At 32.7% G+C, this 24,415-nt stretch carries 30 protein-coding genes; all 30 read left to right on the top strand.

The features are described 5' to 3' along the window. Positions 1 to 16 precede the first annotated feature (16 nt). On the top strand, positions 17 to 961 hold the full coding sequence (locus BMX10_RS02505) for an RnfABCDGE type electron transport complex subunit D (RefSeq protein ID WP_090438767.1): 945 nt from the start codon (positions 17 to 19) through the stop codon (positions 959 to 961). A 3-nt stretch (positions 962 to 964) separates the two neighbouring features. After that, complete coding sequence (locus BMX10_RS02500; protein WP_090438764.1) at positions 965 to 1,534, top strand: RnfABCDGE type electron transport complex subunit G; 570 nt, start codon at positions 965 to 967, stop codon at positions 1,532 to 1,534. Between the two features lie 41 nt (positions 1,535 to 1,575). Beyond that, a complete protein-coding gene (gene rsxE, locus BMX10_RS02495; protein WP_408633560.1) occupies positions 1,576 to 2,157 on the top strand; it encodes an electron transport complex subunit RsxE in 582 nt (193 codons plus the stop codon). A gap of 13 nt (positions 2,158 to 2,170) precedes the next feature. After that, the gene (gene rsxA, locus BMX10_RS02490) at positions 2,171 to 2,752 is read left to right on the top strand and encodes an electron transport complex subunit RsxA (protein ID WP_330387781.1); all 582 of its coding nucleotides are present in this window, start codon (positions 2,171 to 2,173) and stop codon (positions 2,750 to 2,752) included. A 12-nt stretch (positions 2,753 to 2,764) separates the two neighbouring features. After that, positions 2,765 to 3,751, top strand: a complete 987-nt coding sequence (locus tag BMX10_RS02485) for an RnfABCDGE type electron transport complex subunit B (RefSeq protein WP_090438758.1) — start codon at positions 2,765 to 2,767, stop codon at positions 3,749 to 3,751. Between the two features lie 155 nt (positions 3,752 to 3,906). Further along, a complete protein-coding gene (locus BMX10_RS02480) occupies positions 3,907 to 4,425 on the top strand; it encodes a Gx transporter family protein (protein ID WP_090438755.1) in 519 nt (172 codons plus the stop codon). A gap of 28 nt (positions 4,426 to 4,453) precedes the next feature. After that, positions 4,454 to 4,702: a DUF4321 domain-containing protein gene (locus BMX10_RS02475; protein ID WP_090438752.1), complete on the top strand. Its 249-nt coding sequence runs from the start codon at positions 4,454 to 4,456 to the stop codon at positions 4,700 to 4,702. A gap of 8 nt (positions 4,703 to 4,710) precedes the next feature. After that, on the top strand, positions 4,711 to 5,289 hold the full coding sequence (locus BMX10_RS02470; RefSeq protein WP_090438749.1) for a Maf family protein: 579 nt from the start codon (positions 4,711 to 4,713) through the stop codon (positions 5,287 to 5,289). A gap of 68 nt (positions 5,290 to 5,357) precedes the next feature. Next, a complete protein-coding gene (radC, locus tag BMX10_RS02465; RefSeq protein ID WP_090438966.1) occupies positions 5,358 to 6,020 on the top strand; it encodes a RadC family protein in 663 nt (220 codons plus the stop codon). A gap of 29 nt (positions 6,021 to 6,049) precedes the next feature. After that, positions 6,050 to 7,072: a rod shape-determining protein gene (locus BMX10_RS02460; RefSeq protein ID WP_090438747.1), complete on the top strand. Its 1,023-nt coding sequence runs from the start codon at positions 6,050 to 6,052 to the stop codon at positions 7,070 to 7,072. Between the two features lie 15 nt (positions 7,073 to 7,087). Continuing rightward, complete coding sequence (gene mreC, locus BMX10_RS02455) at positions 7,088 to 7,924, top strand: rod shape-determining protein MreC (protein WP_090438745.1); 837 nt, start codon at positions 7,088 to 7,090, stop codon at positions 7,922 to 7,924. 17 nt (positions 7,925 to 7,941) lie between these two features. Continuing rightward, a complete protein-coding gene (mreD, locus tag BMX10_RS02450) occupies positions 7,942 to 8,433 on the top strand; it encodes a rod shape-determining protein MreD (protein ID WP_090438742.1) in 492 nt (163 codons plus the stop codon). Positions 8,434 to 8,447: 14 nt separating this feature from the next. Then, positions 8,448 to 11,237, top strand: coding sequence for a penicillin-binding transpeptidase domain-containing protein (locus tag BMX10_RS02445; protein ID WP_090438739.1), 2,790 nt, complete (start codon positions 8,448 to 8,450; stop codon positions 11,235 to 11,237). 188 nt (positions 11,238 to 11,425) lie between these two features. Continuing rightward, positions 11,426 to 12,058 (top strand): septum site-determining protein MinC, encoded by a 633-nt coding sequence (gene minC / locus BMX10_RS02440; RefSeq protein WP_090438736.1) that lies wholly within the window; start codon positions 11,426 to 11,428, stop codon positions 12,056 to 12,058. 26 nt (positions 12,059 to 12,084) lie between these two features. Further along, positions 12,085 to 12,882, top strand: coding sequence for a septum site-determining protein MinD (minD, locus tag BMX10_RS02435; RefSeq protein ID WP_090438733.1), 798 nt, complete (start codon positions 12,085 to 12,087; stop codon positions 12,880 to 12,882). Between the two features lie 21 nt (positions 12,883 to 12,903). After that, on the top strand, positions 12,904 to 13,191 hold the full coding sequence (gene minE / locus BMX10_RS02430) for a cell division topological specificity factor MinE (RefSeq protein WP_090438730.1): 288 nt from the start codon (positions 12,904 to 12,906) through the stop codon (positions 13,189 to 13,191). A 16-nt stretch (positions 13,192 to 13,207) separates the two neighbouring features. After that, entirely contained in the window at positions 13,208 to 13,609 is a 402-nt protein-coding gene (mgsA, locus tag BMX10_RS02425) for a methylglyoxal synthase (RefSeq protein ID WP_090438727.1), read from the top strand. A 303-nt stretch (positions 13,610 to 13,912) separates the two neighbouring features. Beyond that, positions 13,913 to 14,623: a murein hydrolase activator EnvC family protein gene (locus tag BMX10_RS02420; RefSeq protein WP_170834641.1), complete on the top strand. Its 711-nt coding sequence runs from the start codon at positions 13,913 to 13,915 to the stop codon at positions 14,621 to 14,623. 25 nt (positions 14,624 to 14,648) lie between these two features. Next, positions 14,649 to 15,533 carry a site-2 protease family protein gene (locus BMX10_RS02415; protein WP_090438722.1) on the top strand — a complete coding sequence of 295 codons (885 nt, stop codon included), beginning with the start codon at positions 14,649 to 14,651 and terminating at the stop codon, positions 15,531 to 15,533. Between the two features lie 194 nt (positions 15,534 to 15,727). After that, on the top strand, positions 15,728 to 17,566 hold the full coding sequence (locus tag BMX10_RS02410) for a TIGR03960 family B12-binding radical SAM protein (protein ID WP_090438718.1): 1,839 nt from the start codon (positions 15,728 to 15,730) through the stop codon (positions 17,564 to 17,566). Then, positions 17,566 to 18,300, top strand: a complete 735-nt coding sequence (locus BMX10_RS02405; RefSeq protein ID WP_170834640.1) for a TIGR03936 family radical SAM-associated protein — start codon at positions 17,566 to 17,568, stop codon at positions 18,298 to 18,300. Before BMX10_RS02410 ends, BMX10_RS02405 begins: the two co-directional genes overlap by 1 nt. An 88-nt stretch (positions 18,301 to 18,388) precedes the next feature. Then, complete coding sequence (locus BMX10_RS02400; RefSeq protein ID WP_090438712.1) at positions 18,389 to 19,891, top strand: Rne/Rng family ribonuclease; 1,503 nt, start codon at positions 18,389 to 18,391, stop codon at positions 19,889 to 19,891. Between the two features lie 116 nt (positions 19,892 to 20,007). Beyond that, the gene (rplU, locus tag BMX10_RS02395) at positions 20,008 to 20,319 is read left to right on the top strand and encodes a 50S ribosomal protein L21 (protein ID WP_090438709.1); all 312 of its coding nucleotides are present in this window, start codon (positions 20,008 to 20,010) and stop codon (positions 20,317 to 20,319) included. A gap of 10 nt (positions 20,320 to 20,329) precedes the next feature. Then, a complete protein-coding gene (locus BMX10_RS02390) occupies positions 20,330 to 20,662 on the top strand; it encodes a ribosomal-processing cysteine protease Prp (RefSeq protein ID WP_090438706.1) in 333 nt (110 codons plus the stop codon). A gap of 3 nt (positions 20,663 to 20,665) precedes the next feature. Continuing rightward, the gene (rpmA, locus tag BMX10_RS02385; RefSeq protein ID WP_090438702.1) at positions 20,666 to 20,947 is read left to right on the top strand and encodes a 50S ribosomal protein L27; all 282 of its coding nucleotides are present in this window, start codon (positions 20,666 to 20,668) and stop codon (positions 20,945 to 20,947) included. A gap of 224 nt (positions 20,948 to 21,171) precedes the next feature. Beyond that, positions 21,172 to 22,455: a GTPase ObgE gene (gene obgE / locus BMX10_RS02380; RefSeq protein ID WP_090438699.1), complete on the top strand. Its 1,284-nt coding sequence runs from the start codon at positions 21,172 to 21,174 to the stop codon at positions 22,453 to 22,455. Between the two features lie 23 nt (positions 22,456 to 22,478). Next, positions 22,479 to 22,661, top strand: a complete 183-nt coding sequence (locus tag BMX10_RS02375; RefSeq protein ID WP_090438696.1) for a hypothetical protein — start codon at positions 22,479 to 22,481, stop codon at positions 22,659 to 22,661. A gap of 16 nt (positions 22,662 to 22,677) precedes the next feature. Next, entirely contained in the window at positions 22,678 to 22,974 is a 297-nt protein-coding gene (yhbY, locus tag BMX10_RS02370; RefSeq protein ID WP_090438693.1) for a ribosome assembly RNA-binding protein YhbY, read from the top strand. A 61-nt stretch (positions 22,975 to 23,035) separates the two neighbouring features. Next, on the top strand, positions 23,036 to 23,776 hold the full coding sequence (gene nadD / locus BMX10_RS02365; protein WP_244272605.1) for a nicotinate-nucleotide adenylyltransferase: 741 nt from the start codon (positions 23,036 to 23,038) through the stop codon (positions 23,774 to 23,776). 32 nt (positions 23,777 to 23,808) lie between these two features. After that, the gene (gene yqeK, locus BMX10_RS02360) at positions 23,809 to 24,387 is read left to right on the top strand and encodes a bis(5'-nucleosyl)-tetraphosphatase (symmetrical) YqeK (protein ID WP_244272604.1); all 579 of its coding nucleotides are present in this window, start codon (positions 23,809 to 23,811) and stop codon (positions 24,385 to 24,387) included. The last annotated feature ends 28 nt before the right edge of the window (positions 24,388 to 24,415 follow it).

Genomic DNA, 24,415 nt, shown 5'->3' with positions numbered 1-24,415 from the left:
AATGGGAGGGAAATCAATGGATGAAAAGCTAATTGTATCTTCTTCTCCACATGTTTTGGATGATGATACAGTACAGAGAATTATGTTAGATGTCGTAATCGCTTTATTGCCAGCCACCATAGCAGCCATTTATTATTTTAGAACTAACGCCGCTATCTTAATTCTAATATCAGTATTAACTGCTGTTATTACTGAAGCAGTTGTGCAGAAACTAATGGGACGTCCTGTTACAATAAATGATTTGAGTGCTGTCATAACAGGACTGTTATTAGCATTAAATATACCTGCTTCGGCAGCATGGTGGATGCCGGTTGTTGGGTCTTTCTTTGCTATAGCTATAGTAAAACAAATATTCGGTGGAATAGGGCACAACTTTATGAATCCTGCATTGGCTGGTAGAATATTTTTAACTTTGTCTTGGACTGACAGAATGACGGCTTGGATTAGTCCTGGTGTAGATGCCGTATCTACTGCAACACCTCTAGCGGCCATGAAAGCCAGTGGAAGTGTGTTGCCTACTAATATGCCACCTTTAATGGATACCATTTTAGGTAATACAGCAGGTAGTATGGGTGAGACATCTGCACTGTTATTAATATTAGGCGGTATTTATCTTATTTATAGAGGGGTTATTTCTTGGAAAATACCTGGAATATATATTGGAACCGTAGCTGTATTAACCTTAGCTTATGGCGGATTTGACCTAAGTTATATGCTGTATCATGTTTTCTCTGGTGGATTAATGATAGGAGCTATCTATATGGCAACTGATTATGCCTCTTCTCCTGTAACTCCAAGAGGAAGAGTATACTTTGCTGTGGGATGTGGCGTATTAACCTCAGTAATAAGATTTTTTGGAGCTTATCCAGAGGGCGTTGCTTTCTCGATATTGCTAATGAACGTAGCATCTCCTTTAATTGATAGATATACAAGCCCGAGAGTATTTGGGGAGGTGAAATAGGCAATGCGAGAAATAATAAAATTAGGATTAATTCTATTAATAATTACCTCTGTAGCAGGGTTGATTCTAGGCATTACAAACGATATTACTCAAGAAATTATTCAAGAAAGAGCGTTGGAGGAAACAAGAGAGGCACTGGTGACCCTATTGCCAGAGGCAGAAGAATTTGACATTATCGAAGAAGCTGAACTACTAGATAGAAGATTTATTCAAGAGATTTACAGCGGCAGTAAAAATGGTGAGATAGTAGGATATACAATTAAAGTGAACCCACAGGGTTATGATGGAAGAATAGAAATGCTTGTTGGTATCTCCAGCGAAGGAACAATTACTGGTGTAAAAATAGGAGATCATACTGAAACGCCAGGTTTAGGCTCAAAAATTGCTGATGCATCCTATATCGATCAGTTTGTGGATAGAGGAACCGAAGAAGAATTTATTTCTACACTGGGTGGAGAGACTGGTGAACAATATATAGAAGCAATTTCAGGAGCTACAGTTTCCTCGGATGCTGTTGTGGATGGAGTAAACAGTGCCCGCAGCCTATTTGTAGAAGAATTACAAGACCGTTAAATAATTGGAGGTGAAATCCTGTGAAACCAAATAGAATATTTATGAAGGGAATCCTATATGATAATCCAGTCTTTATACAAATGCTAGGAATGTGTCCTGTTTTAGCCGTTACCAATACAGCATTTAATGGATTTGGTATGGGAATGGCAACAACTGCAGTGTTAGTAGGTTCAAATACAGTTATTTCTTTAATAAAACAATTCATTCCTAGCAAAATTAGAATACCCTCCTTTATTGTGGTTATTGCTACTTTTGTAACTATTGTTGGAATGCTGCTAAGAGCTTATTTACCGGCATTAAATGAAGCATTGGGCATTTTTATTCCCTTAATCGTTGTAAACTGTCTAATTCTTGCTAGAGCAGAATCCTTTGCTTCAAAAAACTCAACTCCTGGATCAATTATTGATGGTCTAGGAATGGGGTTAGGCTTTACAGCAGCTTTGGTAGTCTTAGGAATTGTAAGAGAATGGTTAGGTGTGGGAACAATATTCGGTCAAGCTGTAATGTGGAGTACTTTTGAACCAGCTAGATTTATGTCAATGCCTCCAGGTGCATTTTTAGCACTAGGATTACTATTGGCTGGATTTAATAAGATTATGTCTAAAGACTTAAATGAATTATAAGGAGGTGTAGGATTTGAACATTTCGTCTTTGTTTGTTATTCTGATCAGTGCTATTTTAGTAAACAACTTTGTATTATCAAGATTTTTAGGAATTTGTCCTTTTTTAGGTGTTTCTAAGCAGGTTGAAACTGCCTTTGGAATGGGAATGGCCGTTACCTTTGTTATGGCTATGGCATCAATAATAACCTATTTAGTACAAATATTAATTCTAGACAACCTAGGTATACAATATATGCAAACCATAGCTTTTATTTTAGTTATTGCTTCTTTAGTTCAATTAGTAGAGATGATTATTCAGAAAACCAGCCCTACCCTCTATCAATCATTAGGAGTGTTTCTGCCATTAATTACTACCAATTGTGCAGTATTAGGATTGACTATATTAAATATTTCTCAAGATTTCAACATGATTGAAAGTATATTCCATGCAATAGGAGCTGCTATAGGATTTTCTTTAGCCATTGTGTTATTTGCTGCAATAAGAGAAAGATTAGAGCTTGCGCACGTTCCTAAAGCTTTTAAAGGTTTTCCTATTGCACTGATTACTGCAAGTTTAATGTCATTAGCCTTCCTAGGATTTGCTGGACTTGTATAAAGGAGTGATAATATGAACATAGAAAGTATAATATATCCTATTGCTAGTTTAGGCGGATTAGGGTTAGTATTTGGTGCTGGTCTTGCCTATGCTTCACAAAAATTTGCTGTTGAAATAGATCCAAGGGCACTAGCTATTAGAGACGCTTTGCCAGGTGCAAACTGTGGAGGCTGTGGAGTCCCCGGATGCGATAGCTTTGCCAAACTAGTTGCTGAAGGTAAAGCATCAGTAGATGGTTGTCCAGTTGGAGGACCTGATTGTGCAAAAGCACTAGCTGAAATCATGGGTGTAGAAGTAGATGTAAAAGAAAGAAGAGTTGCAAAGGTAATATGTAACGGTAATAAAGAAAAATGCAAAGATAAATTTGATTATCATGGTATTAATGATTGCGTTGCAGCATCAATGGTAGGTGGCGGTGGAGACAAATCTTGCAATTATTCTTGTTTAGGATTTGGTACATGTGTAAGAGCTTGTCAATTCGATGCCATTGAAATTGTTGATGGAAGAATAGCAAAAATAATTCCAGAAAAATGTACAGCCTGTGGAAAATGCATAGAAGTATGTCCAAAAGATGTAATAGATATGGTTCCTTATGAACAAAGTGTAGTTATTACTTGTAATAATAAGGAGACAGGAAAAATAGTAAGAAAAAAATGTGAGGTTGCATGTATTGCTTGCAAAATATGTGTAAAAGCATGTCCTTTCGAAGCAATAGATTTTAAAAACAACCTAGCATTTATTGATTATGAAAAATGCACACAATGTTTTGTTTGTGTAGAAAAATGTCCTACCAAAGCCATAGAAGGTGATTTGGAAAAAAGAAAAAAGGCAATTATAGATGATGATACATGTATAGGCTGTACCATATGTAAAAAGCATTGTCCCGTCGAAGCTATTGAAGGTGAGTTGAAGGGAAAACATAAAATACTAGCTGATAAATGCATAGGCTGTGGGGTATGTGAAGCAAAATGCCCAAAGAAATCTATTAAAATGAATTAATTATTAACCCTTTAGTTATATAAATAACTGGAGGGTTAGTCTTTTTTTCCAGTTGATTCTACCAATTATTTTACTTGTAACTTCAATGCTTTAGTGGTAAACTTTTAATGGGTTAACTAACAAATTAACAGACTAAATAGAAAGTGTGATGATTAATGGATACAAAAAGACTAGTACATTTAGCAATGTTAACTTCATTAGGTCTAGCTCTTCATATTTTCGAGGGCTTTATCCCTAATCCATTTATTGGAATTGCTCCAGGAGCAAAACTAGGATTAGCCAATATTATTGGATTAGTAACTTTGGTTATTTATGGATTTAAATATGCACTAACAGTAAATTTATTAAGATGCTTTATTGCTGGCATAGCAACAGGGGCGATAACTTCTATGATGTACAGTATGGCTGGAGCTTTTCTCAGTACTTTTTTAATGTGGATGATATATGTCAACGCAAGGAAATATTTCAGTTTAATCGGTGTAAGCGTATTTGGAGCTATAGGTCACAATATAGCTCAATTAACTGTTGCAGCCTTCATTATCAATAATATTAGAATATTTATATATTTACCAGTCATGATGCTAGCAAGTATTTTTACAGGAATTTTTATTGGATTTACTGCAAACTTGACACTCACAAAAGGAAGTATCATATTAAACAGGAGTATTAAATAAAACTTATGAAACTTTAAGGGGGATAAGTATGAATAGATATCGTAATCCTTGGATTTTAGTATTGCTTATTATTACTGGAGTTGTACTGGGAAGCTTAATTAGTTCCACTTTGGGCAATACTTTACCTATACTGTCGTATGGACCGGGATCCCTAGGTTTAAATGATTTAGAGGTTAATTTAGGTGTGATATATTTTAATCTTACACTTTTAGTCAACATAAACATTTCTAGCTTAATTGGTTTATTGTTGGCAGTATTAATATTTAACAAAATGTAGGTGAGATGATGTCAAAAATTATTTTAGCTTCAGGTTCTCCTAGAAGAAAGGAGATATTGACAAGTTTAGGTATTAAGTTTGATATAATAACAAGTAATACTAAAGAGAAGTTTGAGGAAGATGAATCCCCATATAAAGTAGCTTGTGATTTAGCATTAGAAAAAGCCAAAGATGTTTCTCAAAAAATTAATGAAAATGCTATCATCATAGCTGCAGACACTCTAGTATTTCAAGATAATATTCTTGGCAAACCACAGAACAATAGTGACGCTTTTAAAATGCTTAAAAGCTTATCAGGGAATCAACACGAAGTAGTGACAGGAGTAACTTTGTTTGATGTTCTAAGCAAGAAAGAAATAACTGATTTTGAAGTGACAAAAGTCTTTTTTAGAGAATTAGATGATGATGAGATAGAAAAATATATTGCTACTGGTGAGCCTATGGATAAAGCAGGAGGGTATGGCATACAAGGAAAGGCATCCTTGTTTATTGAAAAGATTGATGGAGATTATTTTAATGTAGTAGGGTTACCTATATATAAGCTAGGGAGTATGTTAAAAAAACATTTTAATATCAGTCTTTTATAGAGGGCTAGCCATAAGCCTATGGGGGAATAAAAGTGAAAAAGGAAAATGCATATACTACGATTAAAAAAATGCCACCTTGTGAAAGGCCTAGAGAAAAGCTATTGGCTAATGGCGTAAATGCATTATCAAATACAGAACTATTAGCAATTTTATTGTCTACTGGAACTAAAGAAATGTCGGCTATTGATTTAGCTAAAAATATTATTTGCTCTTCAAAAGAAGGTATACGTTTTTTTGCAGACTGCACAATGGAAGAGTTAAGGAGTATTAATGGAGTAGGAATGGCAAAGGCATCTCAAATAATTGCGGCAGTAGAACTTGGGAAACGTATAGCTTTAACAACAAAAGCAAATAATTATAAGATAAAGAGTCCTGATGATGTTAGTCTTTTAGTTATGGAAGAAATGAGATATTTGAAAAAAGAATACTTTAACATTATTCTATTGAATACAAAAAATGAAGTAATTGATATAGAAAATATTTCTATAGGTAGTTTAAATTCATCTATTGTTCATCCAAGAGAAGTATTTATTCGAGCAATAAAAAGGACAAGTTCTTCCATTATTCTTGTTCATAATCATCCTAGCGGAGATCCCACTCCTAGTCCAGAGGACGTAAATATTACAAAAAGGCTGGTGGAATCGGGAAAACTTATTGGAATTGAAGTATTAGATCATATTATTATAGGTGATAATATTTATAGTAGTTTAAAAGAAAAAAATATGATATAAATATTGAATTTGAGGAAGGAGCATTATTCATGGGAATTTTCAAACTATTTTCTAAAGATATGGGTATCGATTTAGGTACTGCCAATACGCTAGTATATGTAAAAGGGAAAGGTATTGTACTGAGGGAGCCTTCCGTTGTAGCTATACAAAATGATACAAAAACCGTTTTAGCAGTAGGAGAAGAGGCTAAAAGGATGATTGGAAGGACGCCAGGGAATATTGTGGCAATACGACCAATGAAGGATGGAGTAATTGCTGATTTTGATATTACTCAAAATATGTTAAAATATTTTATAAGGAAGGTTTATTCAAGAAAAACTTTAGTTTCTCCTAGGGTTGTAGTATGTGTACCTTCTGGTGTTACAGAAGTTGAGAAACGTGCTGTAGAGGAGGCTGCACTGCAAGCAGGTGCTAGAGAGGCTTATTTAATAGAAGAACCTATGGCAGCTGCTTTTGGTGCAGGTCTTCCAGTAGAAGAACCTACTGGCAGCATGGTAGTTGATATCGGTGGAGGAACCACAGAAGTGGCTATTATTTCTCTAGGAGGAATAGTTACTGCTAAATCTATCAGAGTAGGCGGGGATGAATTAGATGAAGCGATTGTACAACATATAAAGAGGCAATATAATCTAATGATCGGGGAGAGAACTGCAGAGGAAGTAAAAATAACTATAGGCTCAGCCTTCCCCAAAAAAACCGATGCAAAAATGCTTATTAGAGGACGAGATTTGGTTTCAGGGTTACCAAAAACCTTAGAAATAACTTCCAGTGAAATATTAGAAGCATTAAGAGAGCCCGTTAGCCAAATTGTTGATGCTATTAAATTTACATTGGAAAAAACTCCTCCAGAGTTAGCAGCAGATATTATGGAAATAGGCATTATGTTGACAGGTGGTGGAGCATTACTAGAAGGGTTAGATCAATTGGTTAGAAAAGAAACAGGGATGCCTGTACAAATAGCCGAGGAACCGCTGGATTGTGTTGCATTAGGAACGGGAAAAATGATAGAAGATATCGATAGTATTAGAATGGCTCGAAGAAAAATGAAATAGAAAATGGTGAGGTAGATGGCTAATAGAACTGTTAAGGATAAATCCATAATGATAGTGACAATTGTCGCTATCATTCTCATTATTGTTATAGGGTTTACATCTAAACAAAGAGAAGAATTATTTATAGTGGAAAAATGGATAGGAAATGTATTCAGCCCTGTTCAAAAAGTGGTGAATACCACTACTATTACTGTGGGAGAAGGTATTTCTTCAATCTTTAATTTTACTAAAGCTACTAGAGAAAATGAAGAATTAAGAAATGAAATATTAGTGCTACAGGAAGAAATTATTACCACAAGATTAAACCGTGATGAACTTGAGGAATTACGAGGATTAAGATTTGCGTTAAACTACATTGAAGAAGAAATTGGATTTTATCCAATTGCAGCAAATGTAGTTGCGAAGTCTCCAAGTAATTGGTTTGATACTTTCACTATTGATATTGGAGCAAATAGGGGAATAACAAAAGACAGTATTGTTTTAGCTTCCAACGGCTTAGTGGGGAGAGTTTATGAAGTAGGAGGTAATTGGTCAAAGGTTATTTCTATTATTGATAATAATAGTTCGGTAAGCTTTCAAGTATTAAGAGATAGAGATTTTCAAGGAATAGTATCAGGAAGTATTAGCAATGAATTATCGGGGTATTTATTTGATCCAATGGCTGAAGTAGTGGTAGGAGATAAGCTAATCACCTCTGGATTAGGAATATATCCTCAGGGGATTATGATTGGTGAAATAATAGAAGTATCAAAATCAAGTGATCAATTATTAAAGACTATTACTGTAGAGCCAGCTGTGAACTTTAAAAAGATGAACAAGGTATTAGTTATAACTCCGAATACGAGAGAATAATAAAGGGGTTTAAAAAAGTGAAGATATTAGTTATAGGATTAATTATTGTTATAAACTTAATTTTGCAGCCTACTTTATTTCAATTTATAAGAATAAACAATGTACTACCCAATACAAGTCTCATTTTAGTAGTATGTTTTGCTATTAATAATAACAAAACTAAAGGAACTGCTATAGGTTTTACTATAGGAATACTACAAGATATTTTATTTAGTAAAATGATTGGAATAAATGCCTTAATATATATGCTAATAGGTTATTTTATTTCACTTACTAATCGAAATATTTTTAAAGACAACTTAATTATTCCAGTTGTATTAACGGGTTTGGCAACAGGTTTTTATTATATTGTGGGAACATTTTTAGTTTATTTTTTAGGTTTTCATATGGAGTTTTTTAATATTTTTAAAAATATGTTATTTGTAGAAATAGTGTATAACGCTATTATTTCCATATTTATATATATTTATGTATCAAAATTATATAAATCTAAAAGAAAAAGGTATTAGAATGGTGATGATATATGATTTTTAAAAAACTTAAAGATAGATATAATATTATTACTTTAATATTCATTATTCTTCTTATTGTTATTGTTTTTAGATTAGCTACAATTATGATAGTAGAAGGAGAACAGTACAGAGAAGAAGCAGAAAATAGAATATTTAAAACATTACCTTTGCCAGCGCCAAGAGGGGAAATTCGAGATAGATATGGAAGATTGATAGCTGGAAATCGACCCAGCTTTACTGTTCAAATAATGAAAAGTGAAGTCGTAGATGAAAAGATTAATGAAGTAGCGCTGAATATTATTGAAATCTTAGAAAAAAATGAAGATAGATACCATGATGATTTTCCTATTATCTTTACAGAAGAAGGAGAATTTGCCTTTACCTATGATTTAGATCTGCAGGATTGGAAAGAGCGTAATGATTTACTAGAAATAGATAATGCAAAGGAAGCCTTTGAAATATTAAGAAGAAGATATAATATTGAAGAAACAGATCCAGTAGAAGTGCAACAACAATTTATAAAAATACCAAACTTAAGTGTGCCAATTTCTATTTTACACTGGAAGTTTACTGATGAAATGAGAAAAGAACAATGGTTACAGAGCTATAATATACAAGACCTTGAAGTGACAGCAAAAGGAGCGTTTGAAATCATTAGAAATAGAATCTATAGAATACCTGAGGAGTATTCAGATATCGAAGCTAGGAAGATTAGTGTTGTTAGAGAACAACTTAGAAAACAAGGCTATTTACAATATCAACCTGCTAGAATTGCTCAGGATATTTCTCAAGCCTCCGTCACGGCAATAGAAGAAAATCTCTTAGATTTACCGGGTGTAAACATTGCTATTGAGCCTATAAGATATTATCCTGAAGGAAAAATGGCAGCACATATATTAGGATATTTAGGTAAGATATCTCAACAGGATGAGATTGACAGATATATTAAAGAATTAAACTATTTACCCAGTGATATCATAGGAAAAACTGGAGTAGAACATAAGTTCGAGGAGACGTTAAAAGGCGATGATGGTTCTCAAGGCGTAATTGTTGATTCTTTTGGCAGGCTTATTAGGGTACTAGAAAGACAGGATCCTATTCCAGGAGATACCTTGTATTTAACAATCGATGCGAACTTACAAAGAGTAGCAGAAGAAACATTGAAGGATGTACTAGAAACATTGCAGGTTGGTGGAACCTATGAGACACGATGGGGTACCAATGTCCTATTAAACAGAGGTGTTCCTATGGTGAATGCAACTTCGGGATCTGTAGTTGTTACAGATGTAAAAACAGGCGAAGTTCTAGCTCTAGCAAATTATCCTGCATATGATCCAAATCTATTTGCAACGGGAATTAGTATGACTGACTGGCAAAGCCTTATTCCAGAAAATGAGCGAGATCCATTAGCACCAAGGCCTCTTTTAAATATTGCTACAAATACAGCTATACAACCAGGGTCAACATTTAAGATGATTGTTGGATTAGCTGGTCTAGAACAGGGATTGAGTCCTAACTACAGAATATTAGATAGAGGCTTTATCCAAGTGGGAGGACATAGCTTCGGTAACTGGTTGTGGAATCAAAGTAGGAGAACAATGGGTTATCAAGGTCTTCATCAGGCTATTGCTGATTCTAACAATTTTTATTTTTATTCAGTAGCCAATGGTTATGATTATGGAATTGGTAGGTCTTTACCTATAAGAATGAATATGGATATTTTAACGGATTATACAAAAATGTTTGGACTAAACGATAGAACAGGTATAGAAATAGACATTCCCAGAGAACGATCTGGAGGTGTACCAAGTATTGAAAACAAAACAAGAACTGTTAAGGCTATGCTAAGAAACCATCTGAATAGACAAATGACTATAAACGACCTAGATGAAACAATAGTTGATCCTACCCCAGAATTGTTAACTGAGATTATTGAAGAAATTGTCAGTTGGGCAGAAGAAAATCCTGCAAGATCTGTGATCTATAATAAAATGGTAGATCTAGGTGTGAAAGAGGAAAAAGCAGGCATATACACAGATATAGCAAAATATTCCTACTTTAATCAAGCAAGATGGAGTGTAGCCGATACTATGAATTTCTCTATCGGCCAAGGTGAGCATTCTTATACTTCTTTGCAAATGGCCAACTATATGGCGATTTTAGCTAATGGAGGGTATAGATATGACTTAAGTTTAGTTAGAAAAACACAGAGTTATGATGGAAAGAATGTTGTAGAATATCCTCCTGAACTGGTGGAACGTATCGGACTAAAAGATTATAATAATCTAGACGAAATTAACTATGGAATGAACTTAACAACAGTGGCAGGAAGTGCTGCTGCTACCTTTAGAAGATTTCCTATAGATGTAGCTGGAAAAACAGGGTCTGCTCAAAGGGAAGGTAAGATTCCTCCGGTTGATGAAGTTGAATACCTTAAAAGGTACCTTAGACAGTTTGGAGTAACTGAAACTGCTGTTGAAGAGAAAACATCAAAACTAATGGAAGAGAATAAAGATAATCCAAGATATCAAGATGAAGGTTATGCTATGAGAGAAGCAATCAGAAGTTTAAACCCTCGAGTGAATCTAGATCAATTTAAAGATGATTATAACGCCTACGCTTGGTTTACAGGGTTTGCACCTTATGAGGACCCTCAAATAGCAATATCTGTTTTGATTTTTCAAGGGGGGTCTGGGGGTTTCGGTGCGCCTATTTTTAGAGAAATTGTTGCAGAATATATGGGATTAAATATAGGCAATAATGAAGAAAATTTTGCAATAGAAAGCAGACTAGCTAGATAAAGGCTAGTCTGTTTTTTTGTACCCAATTGTGGTAGTGATTTTTTAAAAACAACAATTTTGCTACTGTAGTCCCTAAGTTTTTTATAAACTATAAGAAGGATTTGTCTCATATGTGGAGAATGTATATAAAGGTAAAAAGAGATTTTGTAAATAGAAAAATTCTAATTCACTAGTGGAGGTACTAATCCATGACTGAAGACAATGCCATTGAGATTAAAGGAACCAAAAAAGGTTTATTGATTTACATTAAACCTGATTATGATTTTATTACCATAAGAGAACATCTGATTAATAAACTTGAAAAGACTCAGTTCTTTTTTAAGGGAGCAAAAATTTTTGATATTAAGGGTGATATGTTAAGTAATGAAGAAAAAGAAGAATTAGAAAATATTATGACAACTAGATATAAAATGCATATTATAAAAAATGAAACAATGTCTAATAACGATGTTGAAACTCAAGATATGTTTCAAGGAATCAATGAAGGAAATACTAGATTCCTCAAAGGTACAATAAGATCAGGGCAAAAAATTGATTTTTGTGGCAATGTAGTTATTTTAGGTGATGTAAACCCAGGAGCACAGATTATTGCGGCAGGTAACATAATTGTTATGGGAAGCTTAAGAGGAATCGCTCACGCGGGATCCGATGGCAATATTGATGCATGTGTAGCCGCCATGTACTTAGACCCTACTCAGTTAAGAATTGCTGATGTAATCGCTAGAGCACCTGACGGGGACTATGAAAAACCTAAGAATCCTGAGCTAGCAAGGATTAAAGAAAACATGGTATATATTGAACCTTACTTAAATAAAAAATAAAGCAAATAATTAGGGGGTTAGCAAAAATGGGAGAAGCGATTGTTATTACTTCAGGTAAAGGTGGTGTTGGAAAAACAACTACTACTGCCAATCTAGGAACAGGGTTATCACAATTGGGTTATAAAGTTGCAGTTGTAGATGCTGATATTGGCTTGAGGAATCTAGATGTAGTTATGGGATTGGAGAATCGAATTGTATATGATTTAGTAGATGTTGTTGAAGGGGTATGTAGGTTAAAACAAGCTCTTATTAAGGACAAGAGATATGAAGGACTATTTCTTCTACCCGCTGCCCAAACAAAAGATAAAAATTCAGTTACACCTGAACAGATGAGAAAACTGACAAATGATTTAAAAGAAATGTTTGATTATGTATTATTGGATTGTCCAGCGGGTATTGAACAAGGCTTTAAAAATGCTATAGCTGGTGCAGAGAAAGCAATAGTTGTTACAACACCAGAAATATCAGCTGTTAGAGATGCTGATAGGATTATTGGATTGTTAGAGGCTTCCGAATTAAGAGATCCTCTTTTAATAGTCAATCGTATTAGAATTGACATGGTAAGAAAGGGTGATATGATGAATATTGAAGATATGATTGATATTCTAGCTATTGACCTTTTAGGAGTAGTGCCTGATGATGAAGCCATAGTAATATCCACTAATAAGGGAGAACCAGTAGTAACTGAAAACAACTCTTTAGCGGGACAAGCATATAGGAATATTGCAAAACGTATTACAGGAGAAAATGTTCCATTTATCAATATGGAAGTAACTGAAAACATTGTTACAAAGCTAAGAAAAATTTTTGGTTTAGCTAAATAATTTACCGGAGGGAGGAAAACAATGGATTTTTTAAAATTTTTTAATAAGGATAGTGGACCAAGTAAAAATGTTGCAAAAGAACGACTTAAATTAGTATTGGTTCATGACAGAACAAATTGCTCTCCTCACTTTCTAGATATGGTTAAAGGTGATATTATTAGAATTATATCCGACTATGTTGAAATCGATGAAAGTGGCTTAGATGTTAAACTTACTAAAACGAAAAGTGACATTGATGATACAATGATACCGGCATTAGTAGCTAATATTCCTATTAAAAAAATGAAGGATAAAAGTGGAGGATATTAAGTACAGGAGGTAATATATGAATATTGCGCTAATTGCTCATGATATGAAAAAGGATATGATGATACATTTTACTACTGCATATGAAAATATCCTAAAGGACCATAAATTGTTTGCTACAGGCACAACAGGTAAAAGAATTATGGAAAATACAGACCTAGAAATTGAAAGATTTCAATCTGGGCCATTGGGGGGAGACCAACAAATAGGTGCAGAAATCGCTAATAATAGAATGGATATGGTAATTTTTTTAAGGGATCCATTAACAGCTCAGCCTCATGAACCAGATATTCAAGCACTTATAAGATTATGTGATGTATACATGATACCTGTTGCTACCAATATAGCAACAGCTGAGCTTTTAATTAGGGCACTAGAACGGGGCGATTTACAGTGGAGAAACTTTGTTAGAGAATCATAGGGATGTAATAGATAAGCAATAAAACCATTTGTCTTGTGATAAAAGACAAATGGTTTTATTTAATTTATGCCTAGAAAATTATGCATTTATTTTCTAGACCTGAGGTGTGAAGAGGGGATTTCCCTGACTGGTTTAAGGTGAGTACTCAGACTGTTGACGCGATTGTTTCATTCAGCCAATACGGACTAATGAAGTCAATTGGTTATTCTTTATATTTTACCTCGGTGTTTTGTTATTATGTAATAAAACATGGAGCCTCAAAATATATTTATACTAAATCTAAACAAAGGAGGTAGTATGAGAATGAATGAGCGAAGAGATTTAAACCAAATGCAATCAGGAGCGATCTATAGGAATAGAGGATATATCAATAATAACCCCCTTAGAAATATAGACTATAAATTATGGATACAAAGAAGCATCTATAGACTATGTATATGTATTGCACTGTTTTTTATAATTTTAATAATAAAAAATATTAATACTACTACAACTAACTATGTTATGGATCAAATAAATTACAGGATAAATCAAAGAGTTACCATAGCAGAAAGCTATGATATTGGAAAAAGTGCCATTACAAATATTTTGAAAAGAGGTGAAAAAGCAATAGCAACAATAAGCTTTGTTAACACTGAAGAATTTCATTTAATCATGCCCAACACAGGAGAAATTGTGACTTATTTTGATGAAGAAATAAGTAATAAAAATAAAAATTCACGAGGCATTATATTAGAGGGTGTTGAAGGAGAAAAAATAGTAGCAACGCAAGAAGGTGTAGTTATGGAGGTAGGAAATAATGCATCAGTTGGAAATTATATTATTATAAAGCATAGAGGAGAACTATTAACTGTTTATAAAAATGTAGAAAATTGTATAGTAAAACAAAACCAAAAGGTTGTTATGGGAGAAACAATAGGCAGCAGTTCAGGTAAATTAATTTTTGAAGTGTGGAAAGATAGTAAACCCATAGATCCTTTACTATATATCAATATAGAGATAGAGGGATTATAGACAGTTATCTAAGGTAGGCAAAAAAATGAGATTATTTAAATTGTTTGACATTTATATAAAAATTAACTATATGATGATACCAATTCTCATATTTAGTTTATACTTTGAGTATTTTATAGAGCTTGTGATAGTAATATTTATTATTATAATCCATGAACTAGCACATTCCCTTGTATCTATTTACTCTGGTATTAAGGTAGTAGAGATAGAATTGTTTCCATTTGGAGGTGTTGCTAAAACAGAAAACTATTTTGAAATAGATTCCTTTAAAGAAATAGTAATTGCTATTATTGGACCTGCTTCAAACTATGTTATGCTATTTATGGGCATTATTGCTGAAGTGTATATGAAGGTGCAATCTAGTTATTTATATTTCTTTATTGTTACAAATCTTACTATTGGTCTATTTAATACTTTACCCATTTTACCATTAGATGGCGGTAGAATACTAAGAGCTTATCTAAATAGCAAAATAGGGTTTAAAAAAGCTACCATAATCACAATAAAACTAAGTAAAATTCTTACAGTTTTTATTTTTTTTATGGGGATCTATTTTGGTGTTAAATCAACAGAATATTTCTTTCTATGCGGCATAGCAGTCTTCCTATTTATTAAAGTGGATAAAGAAAGAGAAAAGATAGGTTATACTTTCATATATCAAGTTGTAATGAAAAAGAAAAAATTGATTGAAAAAGGAATAATGGATGTAAAATATTTAACAGCATTAGAGACACTGGATTTGAATACGATTCTTTATGAATTATCATCAAACAAGTATCATTTTATTGCAGTAATCAATACTAAAGGAAAGGTAACAGGTAATTTATCAGAAAGCCAAATACTGGATGCTATAATTAGAAATAATAATAAAATAACTTTAAAGAAACTTCTAGAAACAATTGAAAAATAATGAAAGAATAATAACATAATTTTAAATCAGATATGTTATCATATACTTATAGCATAATTGCTCCTTAAAATTAAAATTTTTATTTTTTAAAAACAAAAGATTATCAACCATCTATATTTATTATTATAAAAATTTTAATAGATTTTTAAATCTTATAATAACAAAAGAAAAATAAAATGGAGGTACCTTGATTAATGAATAAAATTGAATTACAAGACTTGTTGTATAAAGTAGAAAAACCAGCAAGATATCTAGGGAATGAGCTAAATAGTATTCATAAAATAATAGAGAATAACACTATACGTTATGCTTTTTGCTTTCCAGATATTTATGAGGTAGGGATGAGTCATCTAGGCATGAAAATTCTTTATCATCTTATGAACACAATAGAAGATGTCTACTGCGAAAGAGTTTTTGCTCCAAGTATTGATATGGAAGAAGAAATGATAAAGCATAAAATCCCTCTTTTTGCACTAGAAAGTAGAGAAGCCATTAAAGACTTTGACTTTATAGGGTTTACTCTACAGTATGAATTGAGCTATACGAATATATTAAACATGCTAAGCCTAGCTGGAGTACCTATCTATAGTAAAGACAGAAGCAGTGATAACCCTATCGTTATACTAGGTGGACCTTGTACTTATAATCCAGAGCCTATAGCAGATTTTGCTGATATCATTATTCTTGGTGAGGCTGAGGAAGTACAGATAGAATTACTAGATTTATATAGGCATTACAAGGCAACAGGTTATACTAAAGAGTTATTTTTACAAGAAGCTGCAAAAATAGCTGGTGTATATGTACCAAGCTTATACCAAGTAAAATATCATGAAGATGGAACAATCAGTTCTTTCAATCCTAAAATGAGTGGTATACCTTCTAAGATAAAGAAAAGGATTGTTGAAGATTTAGACCACGCTTATTATCCGGAAACAATGATTGTCCCTTATTTAGATGTAGTTCATGATCGAGTAGTTTTAGAGGTGTTTAGGGGATGTACAAGAGGATGTAGATTCTGTCAAGCTGGCATGATATACCGACCAATAAGAGAGCGATCTTTAGAAAAACTAGCAGAATTAGCTGAAAAACTACTTACATCAACCGGTTATGAAGAAATATCACTAGCTTCCTTAAGTACTAGTGATTATTCAGAATTACATAACCTTGTAAGACATTTAATTGATGAATATAGTAAAAATAGAGTTGGGATATCTTTACCTTCCCTAAGACTTGATAATTTTTCATTAGAACTAATAGAAGAAATACAGAAAGTAAGAAAAACAGGATTAACATTTGCACCTGAAGCTGGAAGTCAAAGGCTAAGAGATGTCATCAACAAGGGATTGACAGAAAAAGACTTAATGCAAGCAACACAAAAAGCCTTTGCATCTGGATGGAGTAGTGTAAAACTATATTTTATGATGGGTTTGCCTACTGAAACAGAAGAAGATTTATTAGGTATTAAGGAATTAGCCTTTAAAGTAGTAGACTTATTTTATGATACACCAAAAGAACAGCGGGGAAAAGGCTTAAATGTAACAATTAGCACTGCTACATTTGTTCCTAAGGCTTTTACACCATTCCAATGGGAACCGCAGTTAACCTTAGAAGAGATACATACCAGGCAGCAACTTTTAAAGCAACAATTAAAACGTAAAAATGTCATATATAACTACCATGATGCCAAAACTAGTTTTTTAGAAGCTGTATTTGCTAGAGGTGACAGAAAACTTTCAAAGGTGCTTGAACTAGCAATGAATGAAGGGTGTAAATTTGATGGATGGATGGAGCACTTTAATTATAGCAAGTGGGAAAGTGTATTTAAAAAAGCAGGAATCAGCCCTGAGTTTTACGTGAACAGAAAAAGAGAATATGACGAAATTTTGCCTTGGGATCATATAGATGTTGGTGTTACAAAGCAATTTCTTATAAGAGAAAATGAAAAAGCAAAACAAGGTGAACTAACGCAAGATTGCAGGACGAATTGTTCTGGATGTGGAATCAACGAAGGATTTATAGGAGGTATTTGTTAATGTATAGAATACGCTCAAAATTTTATAAAACTGGTGATATGGTGTTCATTTCACATTTAGACCTAGTACGTCTTTTGGAAAGGGCTTTTAGGAGAGGTAATATTCCTATTTCTTATACACAAGGATTTAATCCACACCCAATTATGGCATTTGCTACAGCTTTAGGAATTGGGACATCTAGTGAAGGAGAATATATGGATATCGAAGTGGATGAAAAAATACAACTAAGCAAATTTATGGACAGCCTGAATATGGTGCTACCTAAAGGTTTAGAGGTGATTACTAGCAAATATATAGCAAAGGACAATAAATCTCTAATGTCAATTATTCAATACTCAAGTTATACTGTAAAAGTAGTTTTTCAAGAAAAAATGAAAGAGGAAGTAGTAAACAACATATTATGTAAGTTCTTATCATTAGAAGAAATAATAGAGATAAAAGAAAAAAAGAATAAAAATAAGTTTAAAAAATCATATAAAAATGAAATACAAGAAAAAAATATACGAATGCAGATCAAAAATCTTGAAGTTCTAAGAATACAAGATAATGAGGTTGTACTAAAGATGCTACTGGCTACTGGAAGTAGTGGCAATCTAAAACCTGAAACAGTAATAAAAAAACTTCAAGAAATTATGGGATTACAAATAGAACCTGAAAAAACTAGAGTTCATAGATTAGAGTTATTAGTTGAAATTGAACCAAAGAGTCTTACACCTTTAGATATAGCAGAATAGTAATTTTAACATTCAGCTTGATTTTGAAAATTAAACAACTAAATAAGTTTCTTTAGATAGATTTGTTATATAATTAGGAGTTGGTTAGATGAATAAAATCGTTGTAGATGTAGGCATTAATGAAACGAGGTTAGCTTTACTGGAAAATCAAGAGCTAGTTGAAGTTTATATAGAGAGGAAAAACAATAAAAGAATAGTAGGGAATATTTATAAAGGTCGGGTTACAAATGTATTGCCAGGGATGCAAGCGGCTTTTGTTGATATTGGTTTAGAGAAAAACTGTTTTCTCTATGTAAAAGATGCTATACCTCAAGAATATGAAAACGATAGAAATGAAAGATATAAAGATGTTTGTATCAAAGATATCGTAAAAGAGGGTCAGGAAATAATTGTTCAAGTCATAAAAGAACCAATTGGATCTAAGGGCGCTAGAGTAACAACACATATCACTTTACCAGGCAGATATTTAGTATTGATGCCTCAAACAGATTATCTTGGAATTTCTAGAAGGATTACAAAAGAAGAAGAAAGAGAAAAATTAAGGGATGAAGTAAAGGAAATTAAACCCCAAAATATGGGAGTTATTGTGAGGACAGCTGCTAAAGGCAAAAGAAAGGAAGCCTTTAATGATGATATTAAATTTTTATTAAAGCTTTGGCAAAGAATTGAGAAGGAGAAAAAGCTTGGATTTGCACCAAGAATGATTTATAAGGACTTTGATTTAGTGAATAAGACAATGCGTGATATTTTTAGTAAAGAAATAGATAGTTTTATTATTAATAATAAAACGGAATTTAAGAATATAGTAGAATTAGCAGAACTAATCTCACCTTCACTAATAGATAGAATAAAACTTTATGATGATGCTTTAGAAATTTTCGATTATTACAATATTGAAACTCAAATTAAAAATAGCATTTCAAGAAAAATATGGTTAAAAAGCGGTGGATATATTGTAATTGATAGTACAGAAGCATTAACAGTAATAGATGTAAATACTGGTAAATACGTAGGGACTATCAATTTAGATGATACAGTCTTCAATACAAATATTGAAGCTGCCAAAGAGATTGCAAAGCAATTGAGGTTGCGAGATATTGGTGGAATCATTATTGTAGATTTTATTGATATGATAAATGAAAATTTCAATCAAGAGGTACTAGAAATTTTAGAGAAATCTTTGGACAAAGATAGGACTAAAACTAAAGTGCTGGGGATGACAGCACTTGGCTTAGTAGAAATAACACGAAAAAAGGTAAGACAAAGACTAGAATCTTTACTACAAAAAAAATGCCCCTATTGCGAAGGTACAGGCAAAATCTTAAGTGAAGAGGTTTTGTTATACAAAATAGAAAAAGAAATTAGAAGAATGTACCATCATACAAATACAGAGGCTGTAATCTTTCAAGTGCCTCCAGAAACCTTAGATGAATTACTACAAAACAAAATTATTATTAAAGAATTAGAGGAGGAATATCATATTAAGATATGGATTTTACCACAAGAGAATATTTATTACAACGATTTAAGTATAAAAGCTATGGGCAGATTAGATGCAATTGAAGTATTGGCAAAGGAACTAAGCACTTAAAAGCTTGACATGAAGAAGATGCTATGGTAATATATATATCTGTAAGTAGCCGCACGGATCGGGTTGTAAACGAAAGTACCTAGGATTCGGCGAGACTGGGCTGAGGAGGTGTAAATATGTACGCAATCATTGAAACAGGTGGAAAACAATACAAAGTACAAGAAGGAGATACATTATTCGTTGAAAAGATAAATGTTGAAGAAGGCGATATAGTAACTATCGATAATGTATTAGCTGTTTCTAAAGAAGGCAATCTGACTTTGGGAAATCCATTAGTAGATGGAGTAAAAGTTGAAGCAAAGGTTGTTGAGCAAGGAAAGGCCAAAAAGATTATCATTTTTAAGTATAAGCCTAAGAAAGATTACAGAAAAAAGCAAGGTCATAGACAACCGTACACAAAGCTTATTATTGAAAAAATTAATGCTTAGGACATAAATTATGATCATAGTAAATATTAAAAGAGATAAAAATAAGAACATTCGTGAATTTATTATCTCAGGGCATGCATATGCTGATGTACCTGGTAAGGATATTGTATGTGCTGCTGTATCAGTATTAGGCCAAAGTGTAATTATAGGATTATATGAGGTGATAAAAATTAGTGCACCTTATGAAATCAAAGAAGGTTACTTAGCTTGTACTATACCAGAAGCTATTAGTCAAAATGAAAGAGAGCAAACTAATGTTCTTTTAGAAACAATGGTTAAAGGATTAAATAGTATTAAAAATAATTATAACAAATATATTGATATTCATGACAAGGAGGTGTAAGTCATGTTACAAATGAATTTACAGTTATTTGCTAGTAAAAAAGGAGTAGGTAGCTCCAAAAACGGTAGAGATAGTATTGCTAAAAGATTAGGTGTTAAAAGAGCCGATGGGCAATTTGTAACAGCAGGGAATATTTTAGTAAGACAAAGAGGCACTAAGATTCATCCAGGTACAAATGTAGGCAAGGGTGGAGATGATACTCTGTTTGCTCTAATAGACGGTGTTGTTAAGTTTGAAAGAAAAGGTAAAGATAAAAAACAAGTTAGCATTCATGCAACTAACTAATCTTAAAAACCGCCGAATTTCGGTGGTTTTTTTAATGGTTGAAGAAACCATAAGGCTTTCTAGGATGGATGTTAATGGACAGATTTCTTAGTTTAATTTCTTTTCTTTTTTGGAATAATAAATGGAGTTGACAGACTAGTGTAAGTTGATATAATTAAATTGTTAAATTATAGTAAATCTAGGTATAGAGGAATAATATTAAAACAATAAGGGTGAAAAAAATTATGTTTGTAGATAAAGCTAAGATTCATTTAAAAGCTGGTAAAGGTGGCGATGGTGCTGTTGCCTTTAGAAAAGAAATATATGTACCAGCAGGAGGTCCTTCAGGAGGCGATGGTGGTAAAGGTGGCGACATTATATTTGAAGTTGATGAAGGTATGAGGACATTAATGGATTTCAGATATAAGAAGAGCTATACTGCCAGTCATGGAGAAGATGGTAAAAAGAAAAATATGTATGGAAAAGATGCTGAGGATCTAGTACTGAAAGTTCCTCCTGGTACAATTATTAGGGAAGAAAAGAGCGGTAAAATTATTGCAGACTTAATAAAGGCTGGCGATAGAAAAATAGTGGCAAGGGGTGGCAAAGGTGGCAAAGGTAATGTTCACTTTAAAACCTCTACCAGACAAGCCCCTAGATTTGCTATAGCAGGAGAATTTGGTGATGAACTTTCCATTATACTAGAATTAAAAATGATTGCTGATGTAGGACTTATTGGATTTCCTAATGTAGGAAAATCCACGATTTTATCTATCGTGACAAGCGCAAATCCTAAGATAGCTGATTATCATTTTACTACTCTTACACCGAACTTGGGAGTTGTTAAAACAAAGTATGGAGATAGCTTTGTTTTAGCAGATATACCTGGGCTTATTGAAGGGGCTCATGAAGGTACAGGATTAGGACATGAGTTTTTAAGACACGTAGAAAGAACAAAGCTATTAATTCATGTTATAGATGTTGCAGCCTTAGAAGGAAGAAGTCCACTAGAAGATTTTACAAAAATCAATGATGAACTAAAACTCTATAGTCCTAAGCTGGCAGATAAGCCTCAAATTATTGCTGCAAATAAAACAGATATACCTGAATCACTAGAAAAATTTGAAGTATTAAAAGAAAAGATTATAGAGATGGGGATGGAAATTTTTGCAGTTTCTGCGGCTACTAATAATGGATTAGAAGAATTATTTACCTATGTATCTAAAAAGCTAAAAGAAGTTGAAGAGAACTATCATGAAGAGGACATTGAAGTCGAAGAAAAACTATATAAATATCAAAATGAAGAAAAAAATCAATTTACAGTAGGCAAAGAAAATGATATCTTTATCATTGAAGGGAAATTTATTGAAAGATTAATTCATTCAACTAATCTAGATAATATGGATTCTTTAAGTTATTTTCAAAAAGTACTAAAAAAGAGAGGGATTATTGATGAATTAAAAGCATTGGGTATTAAGGATGGAGATATTGTAAAAATTGATGATGTGGAGTTTGAGTATTATGATTAAGGGATGGGGGTTTATAGATCATCATGAATTGTATACATTGTGAAAATTGCAAATTGAATACAAAATATTTTTATTGTATTGCCAAAAATGACTTTGTGCTTAATGAACAACCCACTATTAGTGAAAAAATAAGAACAGGTTGGAAAAAAGGCGTTAAGGAGTATGAGTTACATAGAAGAAAGCTAAGAAAAGAAGTAGAAATATAAATAAAGGAGTTTTTCAATGTTGACAGGAAAGCAAAGAACATATCTTAAGGGGATAGCCCATAACATAAAGCCAATTACTCAAATTGGTAAAGCAGGTATTACGGACAATTTCATACAACAATTAGACGATGCACTTGAGGCTAGGGAAATTGTTAAAATAAACATCTTAGATAGTAGTCTATTAGATACAAAAGAAACAGCTAGCGAAGTAACCGCTACTTTAAATGCAGAGTTCGTTCAGGCTATAGGAAACAAATTTACTATCTACAGACCATCAAAAAATAACCCTAAGATACAGTTACCAAAAAATTAATAGACAAAGACACCTATACATAAAGTAAAGGTGTCTTATACATTTTACTAGCAATGACGCAATGAAGAATGTGCACATTTTAGAATTAATGAAAAATTATGTAGAGCTATGTATCACGATAGCAATACCAAAGGAAGGAAATCTAATGTATAACATAGAAATAAGTAATAAACCTAATAAAAGGGACTCTGGAGATAAAAAATATGGGATCGTAGGAGGAACATTTGACCCTATACATATTGGTCATTTATTTATTGGAGAAACAGCTTTAGAACAGTTGAATCTAGATAAGATATTTTATATACCTACTGGCAATCCTCCCCATAAGGACCAGCAAAAGGTTACTTCTAGTTATCATAGATTATCCATGACTTCATTAGCTATAAAGAACAATCCAGGATTTGTATTATCAGAAATAGAGATAAATAGAACCGGCCTTTCTTATACTGTCGATACAATATACAATATGCTAGATAAATATGGTGAAAACGTAGAATTATATTTTATTATTGGCACCGATGCGTTTATGGAAATAGAGACATGGAAAAATTATGTTGCGTTATTCAATATGATTAAGATTGTTGTTGTGACAAGGATTGGATTTAATAATAAGGGGTTTCAGGAAAAAATCCAATTTTACAGTAGGGAATATAATGCAGAGATTATTAAAATGCCGATCCCTATATTAGAGATATCTTCAAGCGATATAAGGGAACGAATTAAAAGAGGGAAATCAATTAAATATTTGGTTTCTGAGAGTGTTGAAGCATATATTAAAAGCAACAAATTATATGAGAGTTGATAATACAAAAAATGTCTACAGGAGTGTATGCAATGAAGGACGAATTAATAGCTATTATACAAGAACGATTAAAAGGAGCAGTGAATCCTAAGAGATATATACATACCATGGGAGTTGTAAAAGCATCTGTATATTTAGCGGATAAGTATGGAGTAAATCAATACGACGCTACCATAGCTGCATTACTACATGATTTTGCAAAAGGTTATACTCGTCAACAATTAATGGATTGTGTGGCTAAACACCAATTATCTGTAGACAGTATTATGCTAGAAACGCATGAACTGTTACATGGAAAGGTTGCTGCTATAATTGCTAAACAAGAGTTTGGTATTGATGATGAAAATATTTTAAATGCTATAGAAAATCACACCACTGGAAGAGAAAAAATGAGTACTCTCGAAAAAATAATATATTTATCCGATTTTATAGAAGAAGGTAGAAATTATCCAGGTGTAGAGGAGTTAAGAAAAATTGCTGATATAGACTTAGACAAAGCTGTATTGCAAGCGCTAGACAATACAATTGTTTATGTTGTAAGCATAAACAAACCTTTGCATCCCAACACATTGCATGCAAGAAACGAAATGCTGTTAAAAAAACAAAGATAAACAAGAAAAATTTTCTTTAGAGGTGGGA

This window comes from Natronincola peptidivorans (assembly GCF_900111615.1).
GTDB classification, from domain to species: Bacteria; Bacillota; Clostridia; order Peptostreptococcales; family Natronincolaceae; genus Natronincola_A; species Natronincola_A peptidivorans.
This window is presented reverse-complemented; position numbering and strand designations above follow the sequence as displayed.

Bases quoted from the DNA above. Each gene is read 5' to 3' on its own strand.
- BMX10_RS02505 (WP_090438767.1), top strand. From the start codon at position 17: ATGGATGAAAAGCTAATTGTATCTTCTTCTCCACATGTTTTGGATGAT.
- BMX10_RS02500 (WP_090438764.1), top strand. From the start codon at position 965: ATGCGAGAAATAATAAAATTAGGATTAATTCTATTAATAATTACCTCT.
- rsxE (WP_408633560.1), top strand. From the start codon at position 1,576: ATGAAGGGAATCCTATATGATAATCCAGTCTTTATACAAATGCTAGGA.
- BMX10_RS02485 (WP_090438758.1), top strand. From the start codon at position 2,765: ATGAACATAGAAAGTATAATATATCCTATTGCTAGTTTAGGCGGATTA.
- BMX10_RS02480 (WP_090438755.1), top strand. From the start codon at position 3,907: ATGGATACAAAAAGACTAGTACATTTAGCAATGTTAACTTCATTAGGT.
- BMX10_RS02475 (WP_090438752.1), top strand. From the start codon at position 4,454: ATGAATAGATATCGTAATCCTTGGATTTTAGTATTGCTTATTATTACT.
- BMX10_RS02470 (WP_090438749.1), top strand. From the start codon at position 4,711: ATGTCAAAAATTATTTTAGCTTCAGGTTCTCCTAGAAGAAAGGAGATA.
- radC (WP_090438966.1), top strand. From the start codon at position 5,358: ATGCCACCTTGTGAAAGGCCTAGAGAAAAGCTATTGGCTAATGGCGTA.
- BMX10_RS02460 (WP_090438747.1), top strand. From the start codon at position 6,050: ATGGGAATTTTCAAACTATTTTCTAAAGATATGGGTATCGATTTAGGT.
- mreC (WP_090438745.1), top strand. From the start codon at position 7,088: ATGGCTAATAGAACTGTTAAGGATAAATCCATAATGATAGTGACAATT.
- BMX10_RS02445 (WP_090438739.1), top strand. From the start codon at position 8,448: ATGATTTTTAAAAAACTTAAAGATAGATATAATATTATTACTTTAATA.
- minC (WP_090438736.1), top strand. From the start codon at position 11,426: ATGACTGAAGACAATGCCATTGAGATTAAAGGAACCAAAAAAGGTTTA.
- minD (WP_090438733.1), top strand. From the start codon at position 12,085: ATGGGAGAAGCGATTGTTATTACTTCAGGTAAAGGTGGTGTTGGAAAA.
- minE (WP_090438730.1), top strand. From the start codon at position 12,904: ATGGATTTTTTAAAATTTTTTAATAAGGATAGTGGACCAAGTAAAAAT.
- mgsA (WP_090438727.1), top strand. From the start codon at position 13,208: ATGAATATTGCGCTAATTGCTCATGATATGAAAAAGGATATGATGATA.
- BMX10_RS02420 (WP_170834641.1), top strand. From the start codon at position 13,913: ATGAATGAGCGAAGAGATTTAAACCAAATGCAATCAGGAGCGATCTAT.
- BMX10_RS02415 (WP_090438722.1), top strand. From the start codon at position 14,649: ATGAGATTATTTAAATTGTTTGACATTTATATAAAAATTAACTATATG.
- BMX10_RS02410 (WP_090438718.1), top strand. From the start codon at position 15,728: ATGAATAAAATTGAATTACAAGACTTGTTGTATAAAGTAGAAAAACCA.
- BMX10_RS02405 (WP_170834640.1), top strand. From the start codon at position 17,566: ATGTATAGAATACGCTCAAAATTTTATAAAACTGGTGATATGGTGTTC.
- BMX10_RS02400 (WP_090438712.1), top strand. From the start codon at position 18,389: ATGAATAAAATCGTTGTAGATGTAGGCATTAATGAAACGAGGTTAGCT.
- rplU (WP_090438709.1), top strand. From the start codon at position 20,008: ATGTACGCAATCATTGAAACAGGTGGAAAACAATACAAAGTACAAGAA.
- BMX10_RS02390 (WP_090438706.1), top strand. From the start codon at position 20,330: ATGATCATAGTAAATATTAAAAGAGATAAAAATAAGAACATTCGTGAA.
- rpmA (WP_090438702.1), top strand. From the start codon at position 20,666: ATGTTACAAATGAATTTACAGTTATTTGCTAGTAAAAAAGGAGTAGGT.
- obgE (WP_090438699.1), top strand. From the start codon at position 21,172: ATGTTTGTAGATAAAGCTAAGATTCATTTAAAAGCTGGTAAAGGTGGC.
- BMX10_RS02375 (WP_090438696.1), top strand. From the start codon at position 22,479: ATGAATTGTATACATTGTGAAAATTGCAAATTGAATACAAAATATTTT.
- yhbY (WP_090438693.1), top strand. From the start codon at position 22,678: ATGTTGACAGGAAAGCAAAGAACATATCTTAAGGGGATAGCCCATAAC.
- nadD (WP_244272605.1), top strand. From the start codon at position 23,036: ATGAAGAATGTGCACATTTTAGAATTAATGAAAAATTATGTAGAGCTA.
- yqeK (WP_244272604.1), top strand. From the start codon at position 23,809: ATGAAGGACGAATTAATAGCTATTATACAAGAACGATTAAAAGGAGCA.